Genomic DNA, 16823 nt, shown 5'->3' on the forward strand with positions numbered 1-16823 from the left:
TACAGATAAATGTGAGATGCACATATTGCACTACAATTCTTTTCTATTAGCCATTAAAGTTTTTACCATTACCTAATTCTTCCTCGATAATCTTTTGTATTTTTACTTAAAACGAGCAATAATGGAGCCCAATCAAATTGTTATTTACCAACTAAGGATGGACAAACAGCGGTTGATGTTAATTTAAGTCAAGAAACGGTGTGGCTAACACAATCTCAGATGACAAATTTATTTAAGAGAGATCAATCCGTGATTTCTAGGCACATTAATAACATTTTCAAGGAAGAGGAGCTAGATAAAAAAAGCAATATGCATTTTTTGCATAATGCAAATTCGATTAGCAAATACCAAGACAAAATCGTACAGTCAGGTATATCAACAATTAACTATTGACTACCTTCCATCAACGATAAAACAATTTAGCAATACATCACCCATTTTCCCCCTCCCATACTACATTTCCCATTCACTATAAATGGCCTAATTTTTACAATCCCCTAAAACAAAAAGCCTTACCTTTGCATAGTGTAATTTTAACACTAAGTACGCTATGAACAAGAATTTACTCCCACTCACTTTAGGTGGTTTAGGCATCGGCATCACAGAATTTGTGATGATGGGCTTGCTACCTGATATATCAAAAGATTTAGCCGTAACCATTCCACAGGCCGGACATTTGATTTCAGCTTATGCTTTAGGCGTGGTAATTGGCGCACCTTTGTTAATTATGATTGCAGGCAAATACCCACCAAAAATGATTTTGATCGCTTTGATGATCATGTTCACCGTATTTAATGCTTTCTCTGCCTTCGCGCCTACTTTTAACACCTTATTTATTGCCCGCTTACTTTCCGGCTTGCCTCACGGTGCATTTTTCGGGGTAGGCTCGGTAGTGGCCAGCAGAATAGCCGAAAAGGGAAAGGCGGCTCAGGCAGTATCATTAATGTTTATGGGTTTAACCATTGCCAATATTGTTGGTGTGCCATTGGGCACTTTCATTGGCCATAACTTCTCTTGGCGGATCTCTTTCGCTGTGGTGGTATTTGTTGGCTTGGTTACTTTATTAAGCTTAAAATTATGGTTACCAGCCTTAGAAGCGACTAAAAACCGTGACTTAAAAGCAGAATTAAGTTTCTTCAAAAAGAGAGAAGCCTGGATCATCATTTTTATGATTTCTATCGGTACCGGTGGTTTGTTTACCTGGTACAGTTATATCGCTCCGCTAATGACGGATGTTGCAGGTTTTTCTTCAAATTCAGTTACCTATATATTAATGCTGGCGGGCATCGGTATGCTTTGTGGCAACTATATCGGCGGCATACTGGCCGATAAGTTTTCACCAGCAAAAGCATCTGCAGCTTTGTTGTTAACCATGGTAATTACCCTAATTATCGTACACTTTGTATCAGCCATTCAGCCCCTGGCTTTAATTATGACTTTTGTTACCGGCGCCGTGTCTTTTGCTTTGGCTGCCCCAATCCAGATGTTGATGATCCAGAGTGCTAAGGGCTCCGAGATGCTGGCGGCATCTGCAAGTCAGGCCAGTTTTAATATCGGTAATGCTTTAGGCGCTTTCTTCGGTGGGCTTCCACTGGTTTATGGTTTCGATTATACTTCGCCAGCTTATGTTGGCGCGGCTATGGCTTTGGTTGGTGCTTTTTTTGCCTTTTGGCTGATCAGAAGTAATCAAGGTGTAACTGAACAGGTTAAAGTGCCAGCAACTTCCTTTCATTAGACCAATGATTGAATGAGAGAATTAGAGGATGATTGAATGAACGAGTTTCCAAATTATTCTCTCATTCCAAACTCAGCCATTCAAAACTAGTTGCCAGTTAACTTTGTAGAAAACGAAAGTGTGTAGAGGTAAAATTAGGCAGTCCTGCTGTACGCTATAGTCCCTCCTGAAGTCGGGAGCTGCCGCTTCCATCAGGTTTATCATGAAAACTTGTGCCATTAATAAAACCCACCGTTCAGAAGCTTTACCATTTTAAAAGCACATTTTTATTAGATGATATGCGGTTCGCTTTATCTTTCAACCTGCCTACTACAAGGCCTAAGGATATTCCATAAAAAGACTGCAGATTGTTCAGGTTTGCCGAAAAACCAGCGGTAACCGCTGCTGTCCTGTCCAGGTACAGTCCATATTTCATTTCGAGCGGCAAACCGACCGTTTTTTTTCTGATCGTTTCATATACATTATTACTGAAAAGGCATCCGCCCGGCCCATCACAATCATTATACAGAAATGCGCCACGGCTTACCTGATCAACAAATGAAACCCCAGCGCCAAACTTAAAATAATGGTAACTCTTAAAAGTATAACTTTTGCCCACTAAAATACCAACGTCAGAAATATGAGGCTCTGGCAAGCCGCCAAAATAAAAAATCCTGATACGTTCGACAGCTGTTGTTTTAAGCGAAATATAATTACTTCTTTTCTGCAGGTAAAAATCTAGATCTCCATACACGCGTCTGTTTCCTCCACCGCCTAAACTAAAGCCGAGACCGAAATAGATTTTCCTCTTTTGGTGTAGGGTATCCTGCTGTGCTGAAGCCTCTTTAAAACAGAACATACAACAGCATATCATTAAATATTTCATTGTCCGTTATATTTAATTTTAAGCTGCTTCGCCCATTCTCTTCAGCAACCTTAAATGCGATTTTATACCACCAAAATAACTGGTACAATTCGGCTTTATTTCGCTTTCGTTTAACATTTCATATAATATTTCACTGATTTGTGGATAATAGATATGGTGATAATGTGGAAATAAATGATGGGCAATATGGTTATTAAAGCCTCCTAAAATAAAGTTCGCCGTTGTACTGAATGGATGCATATCGTTTGAACTCTTGATCTGGTTCATTAACCAAGAGGTATTAATATACCCCTTCGCGTCAGTTTTCGGATACTGTGTTTCTTCTACATGATGCGTCATAAAAAATGTAAACAGCAAAAAAAGCGATTGACTTAAATGCATCATCAAAAATCCAAACATTACGATGTACCAAGATTGGGCAGAAAAAAGCAAAGGCAGCACCAACAACAAACTGATATAGGCTACTTTCTGGAGCGCAAAAGACAGGTAATACTTAAAACTCTTCTTAATGGCATAACTGTCATTACTAAAAAGGATCACAAAATCTTTGATAAAAATCCAGAACAGCGAATAAAAGGTGTAAGCCAATGGCGCATACAAATGCTGGTAAGCATGGAACCAATAAAGTTTGCTATCGGGTACCACGCGGATCAGTTTGGATATTTTAAGATCCGAATCGTAATCTTCTACATTCGGCGCATAATGGTGCGAATTAACATGACGCAGCTTCCAGGCCTCTGCATGTGCGCCCACCACAGTATATATGGCCACGAAACAAATATGGTTGAGCCTTTTGCTTTTAAAAATGGTATTATGAGAAAAATCGTGTGAGAAGTTGAAGGCGAAAAGCAGTGAAATAAACCCATACACCATAAAGCAGCCCACAAAACCTACCGGACTGATAATCTTAAATAAGCCAAGATAAGCTACCAGGGTAAGCGAAAAATACACTACAAATTTAGCGGCAATCGTCCTCATAAAAATATGCTCATCTGTTATTAGCTCTTGATCCACACGTTTGTATATTGCTTTTAGCAACCGACTATCAGCTGCTACATAAATGTGTTTATCCTTCATATCGCATCGGAGTTAAATGTTCATTTCTACCCATCATTTTCAGAAATCTAAAATGTGAGGCCAGCGATTCGCCGTACGACATTTCCATATAAGTAAGCTTATGCTTTTTTGCAAGGGCTTTAAAAATTGGAACTATTTTGAGGTAATGTACATGACAGACGTTCGGGAGCAGATGGTGTACGGCATGGGCATTAAAACCACCCAATATCCAGTTTAGAAATGTACTTTCTGCATGATAATCGACAGAGGTAAGCAGCTGCAGTTTTGGCCAGCTCATATTTAATTGATTGTCTTCATTAGGTACCGGGTGAGCTACATAATCTGATAAGTGTGCAACACCTAATACAGAGACAAAAAGCAGGGAAATGATAAAATGGTTGAGTAAAAAAGCAATTAAAATAGTTGGCCAGCCAAAAGGCAAGAGGTAAATGGGCAAAACAACCATATAACCTATATATAAGAGTTTATATACAACCAGCTTTACAGCTTCATGCTTTGGAATTTCCACTTTAATGGTACGGCTCGATAAATTGAATAACATCAGGCTTTCCCTAAAAAAGAACCAGTTGATAGAATAAAACAAATACAGAAATGGGGCATAAATAAACTGATACCGGTGATACCATTGTAAAGGCTGAGATTTGGTCATCCTAAACAGTGGATTATTCAATACATCAATGTCGCTCCCTTCTATATTGGTATATAAATGATGTGATTTGTTGTGGTTCTTACCCCACACGAACGCATTATTGCCCTGTAAATTAAAACTCAACGAAAACAACAGCTGGTTCCAGAATTTACTTTTTACGGCTACACCATGCGCGGCATCATGCGAAACATTAAAAGCTGTTAATAAAACCGAAAGCCCCATCAACAGGTAAAAGGCATAAAATGCGAATACCGAATGACTGGTAATCATTAAAGTATAAAACAGGATATCCAATCCGAAGTATAGGAAGATCTTGAAAAACATCTTCGCATTCCCTGTTTTCTTCAATCCGTTTTCTAAAAAATACTGCTCTATCTGCTCGTTCAGTTCTTTATAGAATTCAGAGCCCTCGTCCTTTATAAATCTTAATTTTTTCATGTGAGGTTGTTTTAAAATTTCTTAATCAAATCTAAAACACTCAACAATCTTCCATTAACCTTAAAGATTACCTAATCCTCTAAAACTATTCTTTAAGAAATAATATTACATCAATAGGTGATTATAAAATTATATTCTTTAAATTAACCTTTAATAATAATCCATTTAATTATTAAAATTAGCTTTAGTCCACTTTCAAATTAATCTTTATGGATAATCAACAAGCATTATTTTTTAAATCCATCAAATCAGCATTGCCTGATTATCAGAATCTAGCCTTAAGTGTAGCTGAAGAATTAGGGATAAGCACAAATGAAGCTTATAAAAAAATTAGGGGCGATAGCAACCTTACCTTTCAACAGATCATCAAGTTATCCGACAGCTTCGGGGTACCTTTTCTCTATAAACCAGATCAGCTGCCAACGGTAACCTTTGATTATTTAAGCGTAGATCAGGAAATACCGAACATGTTGCTGTACCTGCAGGATCTGCTCAAAAACCTAAAACAGATTCAACAAAGCAAACACAAACATATTACCATCACCACTGATGATATTCCGTTGTTCCATTTTTTTAAATATCCAGAACTCACTTGTTTCAAGCTCTTTTTCTGGTCGGATAGTGTGATGAATACCGATGTAAAATTTGACCCCAGCTTATTTGCAGCGGAGATTATCGAAATCTCCAAAGAACTGAACCAGATTTACCTGGAAATCCCCTGTACCGAAATATGGTCGAAAGATACCGTTCATGGCACCATCGAACAGATCAGGTATGCTTTCGAAGCTGGTTATATTACCAAAGAACTTGCCGAACAGATTATTGAACAGGTACGGTACTGCCTCACCGATATGAACATGTATGCCATCAGCAGTAAAAAAACCATCGACCCGAACCACATCTTCAACTGGTATAACTGCGATGTTTTGGGCAGCATTGCATATTTAGTTGATTTTAAAGACCGCATGGCCTGCTACAACAGGTTCAATACTTTTAACTATTTAAGAACTGAAGACCAGATCTATTGCAAACAGACCAAACAATGGATGCAGGGGTTGATTATGAAGTCGGTTTCCTTTAGCGGCCAGGGTGAAAAACACCGCAATAAATACCTTTATAATGCTTTTGCTGAATGCGATAAGTTATTGAGGGAAATGGGGTAGTTTGGAGACCAAAGGCTGAAGTCTTTAGTCCAGAGTAATTAAACTCCGCTCTTGCGTCCTCCTGAATTTATTTCAGGATCTATTTTATCGATTCACTTTGACTTTCTTGTCGTTTGGGCTTCCACACTTGGCGGCTTTAACCGACTAAACAATTAACTAATTCTACAGCTAAAGATCCTTCGACTACGCTCAGGATGACACCCCGAAGAGATAATCCGTGTTTTCCGTGAGCTTAGCCGCCGAGCGCAAAGAGCTAAGGGCATGGAGCGCATTGATCACCCCTTTTCCATTTCACCTCCCACATCTTCCATTTTTACCTATCTTTGCCCATGCTTAAAAAAGAACGCTACAAACTTTTTGTAGAACATTTTTCGGCCAAGCAGCCTGATGCAGAAACCGAGTTACATTACAACAATCCTTACCAGCTTTTGGTAGCCGTAATCCTTTCTGCACAATGCACCGATAAAAGGGTTAATATGGTTACCCCTGCCCTTTTTCAACGTTTCCCGAATGCCAAAGCTTTGGCAGAAGCCACACCTGACATTGTTTTCGATTACATCAGAAGCATCAGTTACCCCAACAACAAGGCAAAACACCTGGTGGGTATGGCGAATATTTTGCTTAACGAATTTAATGATGTTGTCCCTTCTGGTATTGATGATTTACAGAAAATGCCTGGTGTTGGACGCAAAACCGCCAATGTAATCGCTTCGGTAATTTACAATGCACCTGCCATGGCGGTTGATACACACGTTTTCCGTGTGGCGAACCGTTTAGGCTTAACCAATGGCAAAACACCTCTAGCGGTAGAAAAAGACTTGGTTAAACACTTGCCCGAACAAGATATCCACATTGCCCACCACTGGCTTATTTTGCATGGCCGTTATGTTTGCGTGGCCCGTAGCCCGAAATGTGATGTCTGCGAAATTACTTATATGTGCCGGTACTTCGAACGTTTAACCGCGCAGAACGAAAGGGACAAATTAAAAGCTTAAAAAATTATTTTCAATTTACTATTGACATTAGCTAAAAAACTTTTAACTTAGCTAAATATATTAGCATTATAAATATCAACATTTGATCATATTAGCCGAGAATCGATTATATTTACGCCATCAATGAAAAAAGACATGAGTACCGCAAATCCAGATAAATTAAAAGCCCTACAGCTTACCTTAGATAAACTAGAGAAATCATACGGTAAAGGCACCATTATGAAACTTGGCGATACTGCTATTGAGCCGATAGACTTTATTTCTACCGGATCAATCAGTTTAGATATTGCTTTAGGTATCGGTGGTGTACCAAAAGGTCGTGTAATCGAAATTTATGGCCCGGAGTCTTCTGGTAAAACAACTTTGGCTACACACATTATTGCCGAAGCACAGAAACAAGGTGGCATTGCCGCTTTTATCGATGCAGAGCATGCTTTTGATCAGTTTTATGCAAAGAAATTAGGTGTAGATACCGATAACCTGTTAATCTCTCAACCAGATAACGGTGAGCAGGCATTAGAAATTGCCGATAACCTGATCCGCTCAGGTGCAATTGATGTCATTGTGATTGACTCCGTTGCAGCATTGGTTCCTAAGAGTGAGATCGAAGGCGAAATGGGCGACAGTAAAATGGGTTTACATGCCCGTTTAATGAGCCAGGCCTTACGTAAATTAACCGGAACGATTTCTAAAACCGGATGTTGCTGCATCTTCATTAACCAGTTGCGTGATAAAATTGGTGTCATGTTCGGTAACCCTGAAACCACAACAGGTGGTAATGCACTGAAATTCTATGCTTCTGTACGTTTAGATATCCGTCGTATTTCACAGATCAAAGATTCTGATGAAGTTTCAGGTAACCGTGTTAAAGTAAAAATCGTTAAAAATAAAGTAGCTCCGCCTTTCCGTATTGCAGAATTTGATGTAATGTTCGGAGAAGGTATTTCTAAAAACGGAGAGATAGTAGATTTAGGTGTTGATTTCGGTATCATCAAAAAAGCAGGATCCTGGTATTCTTACGGAGACACCAAACTTGGTCAGGGTAGAGATGCCGTAAAACAATTGTTGAGCGACAACCCAGAACTGGCAGAAGAATTAGAAGTTAAAATTAAAGCCGAAGTAACTGGCGATAAATTGGCTGAGAAATAAGAGTATTATAAATAGCCATTTATAAAAAGAGCGTTCCAATTTAAAATCGGAACGCTCTTTTTTTGTTCAAAATCTATTATTAATAACTAACAGAAATTCCAAAATTCACAGAAGTACCTCTTCCCTTTGAATAAAAGCCTGGCTGCATAAACCATTGTGCCCGAGCGGGAAAATAATCCTGGTTAAAAATATTGTCGATCCCTAAGCTCAGTTTAGTATTCTTTTTCACCTGGTAAATCCCGGCAAAACTGAACAGGTGATAAGCCTTTACCGCACCTTCATTACCGTTATATACACCGTTTACGTTTTTCTCGAACCTATTGCGCGAATTGATACCGGTATAATTTAAGGTTAAATCTAAAACCTTTAACGGACTATAAGTTACCGAAGCCGTAACCTTTGGCGCCGAAATGCGACGGCCATTCAGGTACAGATCACCCGGATCGTTAAACTTACCGTTTTTGTCAATATCACGCTTACCTTCCGTATAGCTATAACTTGCCGATAAACCCAGTTCATCCAGTAAACGATAATCGGCCGCCAGTTCAAAACCATAAATCTTTTCTGGACTTCTAGCAGTATTAAACAAACCAGTAGCAGGATCGTAAACCACCTCGATACCTAATTTAGATGTGCTAATGTAGCCTGAAGCAGAAAATGTTAAACCAGCAATTCTACTTTCAAAACCAGCTTCGTAATTATTCACTTTTACCGCATCCGTATTGATCTTATCGATGCTGTTTACTTTTGCATCGCGTAAGGCCAATCCAATGTCCATCACCGAAAAACCCTGAGAAAAACTTATAAAGGGACTAAAAACGTTAAACTGGTTATACCTTAAACCTGCATTAAATAGATAAGTACTGTATTTTAGATCACCACCGGTTACATCAAAAGATGGTGTTATGGTAGCATTGTTTGCACCAGTGGTCCTTAACGTACGGTAATCGTCAACGGCTATATTTACATTTTCGTAACGTAAGCCAGTTTTAAATACGAGCTTGCTTAAAATATTAAAATCTGCCTGGGCAAAAGGTGCTACGTTGGTCATATCCATTGTGGGTACCCATACCCTACCATCTACCAGCGGTTGTGCAGTTTTATCTTTCATAAAATCAGCACCATAGGCAATCTTTGCTTTTAAGAAGTCAAGGTTCAATACCGGTGTTTCCAAAAATAAACGCGCTCCTTTTTTATCATTCTTGGCCAGCGATTGTCCATCGCCACCATCAAATCGACCTAAAGAAACATAAAAAACATCTTTACGGGTTTCGTAATAGGCATCTACATTCAAACTTGAATGAAGAAAAGTACTGTCAATTTTATACGATAAATTTAAATTGTGGTTGTAATTAACCCCAGTAGGGATACCAAGCGGTTTTCCTAAAACACCCGTTGCTTTTTGTCCTGTTGCCAGATTACCGTTTACCAAAGTAAAATTACTGTTCTGCAGACTGCTATAGGTATTGTAGGTCAACTGGATACGCTGGTTTTTTGAAGGCATATAACCAAATTTGGCAAAAGCATTGTAACTATCAGTTTCACCCAAGCTGTAGTTCGGGCCTACAACATCACCCTTTGCATCTTTATATTCACCGGTCTGCTCATACATTCCACTTACCACGTAATCGAACTTTCCGAGTTTGCCATAAAACATTTGGTTAATCCGAGCACCTTCAGAATTTTTCACCTTTACCAAAGAACCGTTTAAATTAATCTGGGTTTTTCCGGCAAACCTTGCGGCAGTATCCGGAACCATGGTGATATAGTTTACCAAACCTCCGGCAGCGCCATTTCCGTAAATTGCAGTTGCACCTTTTACCACCTCTATGCGTTCCAATACCGAAGGATCGATAGATCTTAAATCTACCTCTGCATTTCTGAGTGGCGAAGACTGTGAAACACCATCGATCATCACCAACATGGGGCGACCCCTTAAATTCTGACCAACGTTATTGCCTGTTTGTGCTGTTGGCGCAAAACCAGGCACCTGATTGGCGAGTATGGCACTTAGATCAGGATTAATGGCAATTTCTTTTTCGAGCTTTTTCTTATTTACAATACTTACCGAAGAGGTAACGTTTTTAATGTCTTCTGGTTTTCTTGAAGTAGAAATCACAACATCATCCAGCGTATTGCTTAAGGCTTCCAGACCTACATTTATAGTGGTGTCGTTTTTAACCGATAAAATATTTTGAGAAAATGTTTGGTAACCAACAGCATTAACATGGAAGGTAAAAGAAACACCGCTTTTGATGTACAGCGAATAATAACCCCTACTATCCGTTTGAACCTTTTGCCCCAACAGAGAGACCGTTACATAAGGAATTTCGCTTTTTTTGTCTTTAATATGCCCTTCAATCTTAACATTCTGTGCATGCACACGAAGCAGATTAAGTAATAAGACGGCAATGATTAGTATAATTTTTTTCATCTATCTTTAATTTGCGGGCAAAGATAGAAAATCACACTTAAATAGATTAGATCTAAATAAGGATTACAGGAAATATTTAGATTAATTCTGACTGAAAACCGCGTTGAAATCTTTGGTTACATATACAATTACCAAAAACGCCGCAATAACCAATGCACCTAAAATAATCACACCCCAGCTTCCCTTAAGTTTATTCTTGTCATTTCTGATCAACCAGTATAAAACCCCGATAAGCGGTACCGCACAAACAATCCAAAATATTAACGATGCTCCAGTCATAAGTATATTTAATTAAACAATTCTTTTTGCCAGTTTTCAGTTGGCAGTTTTCAGCTCACAGTTGCTCATATTTAGCTACAGAAAAACACGAAGGATGTACCTTATCCAGTTAATACATTAATCAGCTGCGATTGGGGTTGGGCATCAACAGTTAAATAAACAATTGACCAATCTCCCAATGAACTAATGACCAATAAACTAATCAACCAACCTAAAATTCCATCCGCGCTAGTGGCGAAACATCCTGCCCAACAAAATCCTGTTTCAAATATTTCTGATAACCTGCAATGGCAATCATGCCAGCGTTATCGGTACAATACTGAAACGCCGGGATATAAATCTTCCAGCCCAGCTCATCAGCAGTTTGCTGCAAGCCATTTCTTAAACCAGAGTTCGCCGAAACACCTCCCGCAATGGCCACCTCAGTTATATTATATTGTTTTGCTGCTTTCTTTAACTTATTCAGTAAAATCTGTACAATACTGTGCTGAACCGACGCGCAAATATCATCTAAATTTTCGGAAATAAAGTTAGGGTTCTCCTTTTCCTGCTTCCTGATAAAATACAGAATAGACGTTTTAAAACCACTAAAACTAAAATTCAGATCGGCAATCTGCGGTTCAGCAAATTTAAAGGCCAATGGATTTCCGAGCTTCGCATGTTTATCGATCAATGGTCCGCCTGGGTAAGGCAATGCCAGTAGTTTAGCTGTTTTATCAAAAGCTTCACCGGCAGCATCGTCCAATGTTTCGCCTACAATTTCCATGTCAAAGTAATCTTTCACCAAAACAATCTGTGTATGCCCGCCCGAAACGGTAAGACATAAGAAAGGAAAGTTAGGTTTAGGATCATCAATAAAATGCGCCAAGATGTGCGCATGCATGTGATTGACAGAAATTAAAGGTATATTTAAAGCCAATGCAAAAGATTTTGCAAAAGAAACACCAACCAGTAAGGATCCTAAAAGACCAGGGCCACGCGTAAAAGCGACAGCATTAATGTCCTGTTTTGTAACTTTAGCATCAATTAAAGCCTGTTGTACGGCAGGTACAATATTTTGTTGATGTACCCTTGAAGCCAATTCAGGAATAACACCACCATAATTTTGATGAATTGTTTGGTTTGCAATAACATTGGCAGTAATTTTGCCGTTGTTACAAATAGCAACTGATGTATCATCGCAAGAGGACTCGATAGCAAGTATAACAGACAAATTATAAATATTTAAGCTGCAAAATTATTAAAAAACTATTTAAAATACTCCTTTGGGTAATCGCATCAATAATTTTGCTGCTCGCGCTTGTCATTTTTTCTCTGCAATTTAAGCCTGTTCAAACTTATTTTGCTCAGAAAGCTGCTGCATACTTATCAAAAGAGCTTAAAACTACCATATCAATCAAGAGTCTGTACATCAAACCATTTAAATCGATCGTTCTCGAAGATTTATTGGTTCTCGATCTGCAAAAAGACACCTTATTGAGCACCCCGCAATTTATGGTCGACATTAATCAATTATCCACTGATAAAAAGATCATTAATATCAACACCGTTCAAATTAACAACGGGCAGTTTTTCCTAAAGGATTTCAAAGATAAGTCTTCTAACCTCGATTTCATCATCGATTACTTCGATTCTGGTAAACCTACGGTAAAGAAAAAGAAAAGTAAGCCCTTCGACGTAACACTGGGCCGTTTGATCCTGAACAAATTCGCCTTCAGGTACATCAATTATAACGCAAAAGATATCAGTCAGGGCAAAAGTGTAAACTTCGATAATGTAGATGTTAAACAAATGAGCGGAATTTTTGAAGGATTGGATATGAAAAACCACCTGGTTAAAACCAATATCAAAAATTTAACTTTTAAAGAGCGGAGTGGATTTTACCTGAAGAACCTTACGGCACAAACCACGATCGACAGCAATGCCATCGAGTTGAAGCACCTGCTTTTAGAAACCAACCAAAGCCGTTTAACCGATTATTACCAGATGCGGTTTAAAAGTTATCGTGATTTTAACCACTACATCGATAATGTTCGGATGAAAGCCATTTTTAAAGATAGCCACATCACCTCAAGAGATGTAGCCTTCTTTGCACCTGAACTGGAGACCATGAAGCTCGATCTGGATGTAGACGGACAGATTACCGGTTTGGTGAATAACCTTAAGGCTAAAAAACTTTCAATCAGAACAGGAAAAGCTACACACATTAAAGGCGATTTTATTTTAAAGGGACTGCCGAAATGGAAGGAAACTTTCATGGACCTGAACATAGAGATGGCGGGAACAAACAAAACCGATCTGGATGAAGTGCTTGGCGGCATTACCAACAGCAAAAAGAAAATTGTTCCCTCAATCGTTAATAAATTCGGCAACATTAACTTTAATGGAAGTTTTACGGGTTTCCAGAACGATTTTATCGCCTATGGCGAGTTTAAAACCAAACTTGGCCGTCTGGTTTCGGATGTGAACATGAAAATCGACAAAAAGGATGTTCCTTCATATACCGGAAGTGTAAAAAGCTACGATTTTAATATCGGCGAACTGATTGGCGAAAAAAGCCTGGGCCGTATTAGTTCTTCCCTAAATGTAAAAGGACGCGGAACGGAACTTAAAGATTTAACTGAAAAAATAAACGGCGATGTAACTTACATCGACTTTAACAACTACAGGTACCATAACGTAAAGATTGACGGTACTTTTGATAAAAAATACTTTGATGGTAAACTGAGCATTAACGACAAGAACGTTAAACTGGTATTCGATGGCGGGGTAAACCTGAACCCTAAACTACCGGTATTTAACTTTAATGCCACCATTTCTAAGGCCAGGTTAAAGGCACTGAAATTATTAAGTGATTCGTTAATGGTGGATGCGAAATTTACCACTAATTTTTCAGGCACAAACCTGAATAACATTTCAGGTAAATTATTGATCGAGGAAGTCAGGTTGCAAAATCCGAAAGGTATTTACAGTGTAGATTCGGTACAGTTAATGGCCAATGGTACCGGTGCCAACCGCGTACTCGATATTCGCTCCGATATTTTAGATGCCAGCATTAAGGGCGAGTATGATTTAAACTCTATCGTTTCGTATTACAAAGCCATTGCCAAAACTTATATCCCTTCTTTAAAGGCTGATATTATCAAATACAAAAACCAGATTTTCCAGTTTAACCTGATGGTTAAAAAGTTCGAGCCGCTGGCCCAGCTTTTCGCACCCGGTTTAGAACTAGAAGAAGGCGCTACACTAACGGGCGATTTCGATTCGCGAAACAATACTGCTACCCTGAACGGCTTTGTGCGAAAACTAAAATACAATGGCATTGTGGTCAATAATATCATCCTCGACGAAAACACCACCACACAGCAGCTTCAGTTGATTGTAACTTCCGACAGGGTACAGATTAACGACAGTTTGTTTATTAAGGATGTTAACATTTCTAACATTCTGCGGCATGATAGTTTGGCCTTCAACGTAAAAATGTCGAACTCCGACGAGGTCAACCAGCTCGATTTAAACGGTCTGGTAGAGTTTACCAAAAATCAGGATACCACTGCGAGGTTAAGTGTATTGCCCTCGATCTTAAAAATCAACAGTGAAGAATGGCGTATTCAGGAAAAAGTGCGTATTGTACTGAACAATGGCAAAACCGAAATCAGCAATTTCGATCTTACCAACGGGAAACAGCAATTGATTATCGACGGTTTAATTTCGGAAGACCCTAAGGACCTGATCAGCGTTGGCTTTAAAGACTTTAGTTTGAAAACCCTTAACCCTTTTACCAAAGGTTTTGGTGTTAAACTCGGTGGAAACCTGAATGGCACAACCGATCTTTACGGCATTTTAAAAGCACCAAGGCTTACAGACGATTTAAAGATCGATTCGCTAAACTTTAACGATATCTATATCGGTACTTTAACGGATACTTCATCATACAATAACGAGAGCAAAAAAATCAATGTATTTACCCGCGTGGTAGCAGATGGTTCGGAGACTTTTAAACTCACGGGAAATCTCGATTTAAAGGAAAAAGAAATCGACCTGAATGTGAAAATGGATAACAGTAAACTTACCATACTGGAACCATTTGTAAAACAGCTGGTATCTAACCTGAAAGGAAACATCTCTGCAGATTTAACCGTAAAAGGCAAGTTTGATAAACCCGAAATCAACGGAAGTGTAGCTTTGGATAAAGGCCAGCTGATGGTAAACTACCTTAAAACCACCTACGTGATTACCGATAAGGTAGAAGTAAACAACAGTGTGATTAAACTGGAGAACTTCACCTTAAACGATCTGGAAGGCCATGAGGCTACCGTAAAAGAAGGTACTGTCGATTTGAACGACATCAATTATCCTACCTTAAACGTGAAATTAGAAGCCAATAATTTAATGGCCCTGAATACGACGGCCAAAGACAATTCGGTGTATTATGGCCGGGCTTATGGTACCGGGGTATTTACCTTTACTGGCCCTACCAACAAAATGAAGATCGATATCAAGGCAAAAACTGAAAAAGGAACAGTGTTCAACCTGCCTTTAAACAGTTCTGAAACCATTTCAGATAAAGACTTTATTAACTTTGTAACCAGAGATTCGGCTGTGCTGGTGAAGAAAAAAACCAATTTTGATGGTTTAACACTTACTTTTAAACTCAGCATCGATCAGAATACAACCGCCAATATTTATACCACACTGGGTAACCTAAGCGGTAAAGGTAATGCCGACCTGAACCTGAACATTAATAGTTTTGGCGATTTCGAAATGTCTGGGGATTATATTATCGAAACCGGAAGTTTTGATTTTACGGCCCAAGAGGTCATCAACAAAAAGTTCGAAATCAGGCAAGGTGGAACCATCCGCTGGACAGGTAACCCTACTGCTGCGCAGATTAACTTAAAAGCGGTATATGCGTTAAGAGCAAGTTTAAACGACCTGTATAAGGCTGCCAACCGCGACGCGAGTAGCAATGCCAATCAAAGGGTAAATACCGAGGTAGAAATGGGATTAACAGGCCTGTTATTAAAACCGGATATTAAACTGGATATCAATTTCCCTGCACAGCCTTCGATCAAAGAAGAGCTGCAAACTTATTTCAGCGATCAGAACAACCTGAATTTACAGGCCTTCAGTTTAATTATCAGAAGAAGTTTTGCGCCTGGCAATGGTGGTCAATCCATAGGTAACCAGTTGAGTTCTACCGCAACAAGTACCGCTACGGAGCTGGTATTTAACCAGTTTAATAATGTACTTTCTTCGTTAAACTTAAACTTTGTCGATCTGAACGTACGCTCGTTAAGCGAAGCCAATGCCTCGTTTAAATTCTTTAACGACCGTTTAATTATCAACGCAGGTATTGTAGACCGGAATAGCTTAAACGATTTCACCATCATCAATTTTGCCAACAATAACGTAGGTAGTGAGGTGGAAGCACTTTATTTAATTAAAAAAGATGGTAGCTTAACGGTTAAAGCGGCCAATAAACCACCTACACAACAAAGTATCTTCTTAAACAGCGGGATTAGTCCGACGGCGAATGTAACTTCGTTTGGTTTGGTGTACACCCAACAATTCGATACGTTTAAAGAATTTATCCAGAAAATTTCTGGTGCTTACCGTCGGAACTTAAAACGTAAACAAAGCCAAGCGCCTGTTAAAACCAACAAATCGATTAACAGGGATGCGATTATTAATCAGACGAAAGGGAACCAGAAGAGGTAAGTAGTGAGGTTAGGCGGTTAGCGTTGAGGGGTTAGCGGCAATTCGTTCATTCGTGATTGGTTCATTAGTCATTGGTTCGTGGTTAATTGCCTCGGGAGGTTAATCGACTGCAGACTAAGGACTACAGACTCAGGACTGATTAATCGGTTAACTGTTTAAATCGGTTAATCGACTGCAGACTGAGAACTAAAGACTTAGGACTGATTAATCGAGGCCAAATGCCCAACCCAAAACACATTAATCGGTTTCACATCTTGTGTCGTCATCAGATAGCTAAGGGATTGCGCAGGCGGGGATCTTAATGAGCCTACTATGAAG

11 protein-coding genes are annotated in these 16823 nt (G+C 39.1%); 5 read left to right on the forward strand and 6 right to left on the reverse strand.

Annotation, left to right across the window (positions count from 1 at the left end):
• The first annotated feature begins 550 nt into the window (after positions 1-550).
• Positions 551-1735, forward strand: a complete 1185-nt coding sequence (locus R2S57_RS25970) for an MFS transporter (protein WP_316847837.1) — start codon at positions 551-553, stop codon at positions 1733-1735.
• Between the two features lie 244 nt (positions 1736-1979).
• Here R2S57_RS25970 and R2S57_RS25975 read toward each other — a convergent pair whose 3' ends face one another.
• Genes R2S57_RS25975 through R2S57_RS25985 form a run of 3 tightly spaced genes read right to left on the reverse strand, consistent with a single transcriptional unit; the run spans position 1980 to position 4764 of the window.
• Complete coding sequence (locus tag R2S57_RS25975) at positions 1980-2600, reverse strand: hypothetical protein (protein ID WP_316847838.1); 621 nt, start codon at positions 2598-2600, stop codon at positions 1980-1982.
• Positions 2601-2618: 18 nt separating this feature from the next.
• Positions 2619-3677: a fatty acid desaturase family protein gene (locus tag R2S57_RS25980; RefSeq protein ID WP_316847839.1), complete on the reverse strand. Its 1059-nt coding sequence runs from the start codon at positions 3675-3677 to the stop codon at positions 2619-2621.
• Positions 3667-4764, reverse strand: coding sequence for an acyl-CoA desaturase (locus R2S57_RS25985; protein ID WP_316847840.1), 1098 nt, complete (start codon positions 4762-4764; stop codon positions 3667-3669). Before R2S57_RS25985 ends, R2S57_RS25980 begins: the two co-directional genes overlap by 11 nt.
• A gap of 209 nt (positions 4765-4973) precedes the next feature.
• Here R2S57_RS25985 and R2S57_RS25990 point away from each other — a divergent pair, with 209 nt between their 5' ends.
• The 3 genes from R2S57_RS25990 to recA all read left to right on the forward strand — a co-directional run bounded on the left by R2S57_RS25990 (position 4974) and on the right by recA (position 8071).
• Positions 4974-5927 (forward strand): hypothetical protein, encoded by a 954-nt coding sequence (locus tag R2S57_RS25990; protein ID WP_316847841.1) that lies wholly within the window; start codon positions 4974-4976, stop codon positions 5925-5927.
• 329 nt (positions 5928-6256) lie between these two features.
• Positions 6257-6922: an endonuclease III gene (nth, locus tag R2S57_RS25995; RefSeq protein WP_316847842.1), complete on the forward strand. Its 666-nt coding sequence runs from the start codon at positions 6257-6259 to the stop codon at positions 6920-6922.
• Between the two features lie 135 nt (positions 6923-7057).
• The gene (recA, locus tag R2S57_RS26000) at positions 7058-8071 is read left to right on the forward strand and encodes a recombinase RecA (RefSeq protein WP_316847851.1); all 1014 of its coding nucleotides are present in this window, start codon (positions 7058-7060) and stop codon (positions 8069-8071) included.
• A gap of 79 nt (positions 8072-8150) precedes the next feature.
• Here recA and R2S57_RS26005 read toward each other — a convergent pair whose 3' ends face one another.
• From R2S57_RS26005 to tsaD, 3 genes are all read right to left on the reverse strand, one after another.
• Positions 8151-10505: a TonB-dependent receptor gene (locus R2S57_RS26005; protein WP_316847843.1), complete on the reverse strand. Its 2355-nt coding sequence runs from the start codon at positions 10503-10505 to the stop codon at positions 8151-8153.
• Positions 10506-10586: 81 nt separating this feature from the next.
• Complete coding sequence (locus tag R2S57_RS26010; RefSeq protein WP_316847844.1) at positions 10587-10784, reverse strand: hypothetical protein; 198 nt, start codon at positions 10782-10784, stop codon at positions 10587-10589.
• A 211-nt stretch (positions 10785-10995) separates the two neighbouring features.
• The gene (gene tsaD / locus R2S57_RS26015; RefSeq protein WP_316847845.1) at positions 10996-11997 is read right to left on the reverse strand and encodes a tRNA (adenosine(37)-N6)-threonylcarbamoyltransferase complex transferase subunit TsaD; all 1002 of its coding nucleotides are present in this window, start codon (positions 11995-11997) and stop codon (positions 10996-10998) included.
• Positions 11998-12071: 74 nt separating this feature from the next.
• Here tsaD and R2S57_RS26020 point away from each other — a divergent pair, with 74 nt between their 5' ends.
• Positions 12072-16505, forward strand: coding sequence for a translocation/assembly module TamB domain-containing protein (locus R2S57_RS26020; RefSeq protein ID WP_316847846.1), 4434 nt, complete (start codon positions 12072-12074; stop codon positions 16503-16505).
• Positions 16506-16823: the final 318 nt, after the last annotated feature.

Source organism: Pedobacter psychrodurus (assembly GCF_032678585.1).
Lineage (GTDB): Bacteria > Bacteroidota > Bacteroidia > Sphingobacteriales > Sphingobacteriaceae > Pedobacter > Pedobacter psychrodurus_A.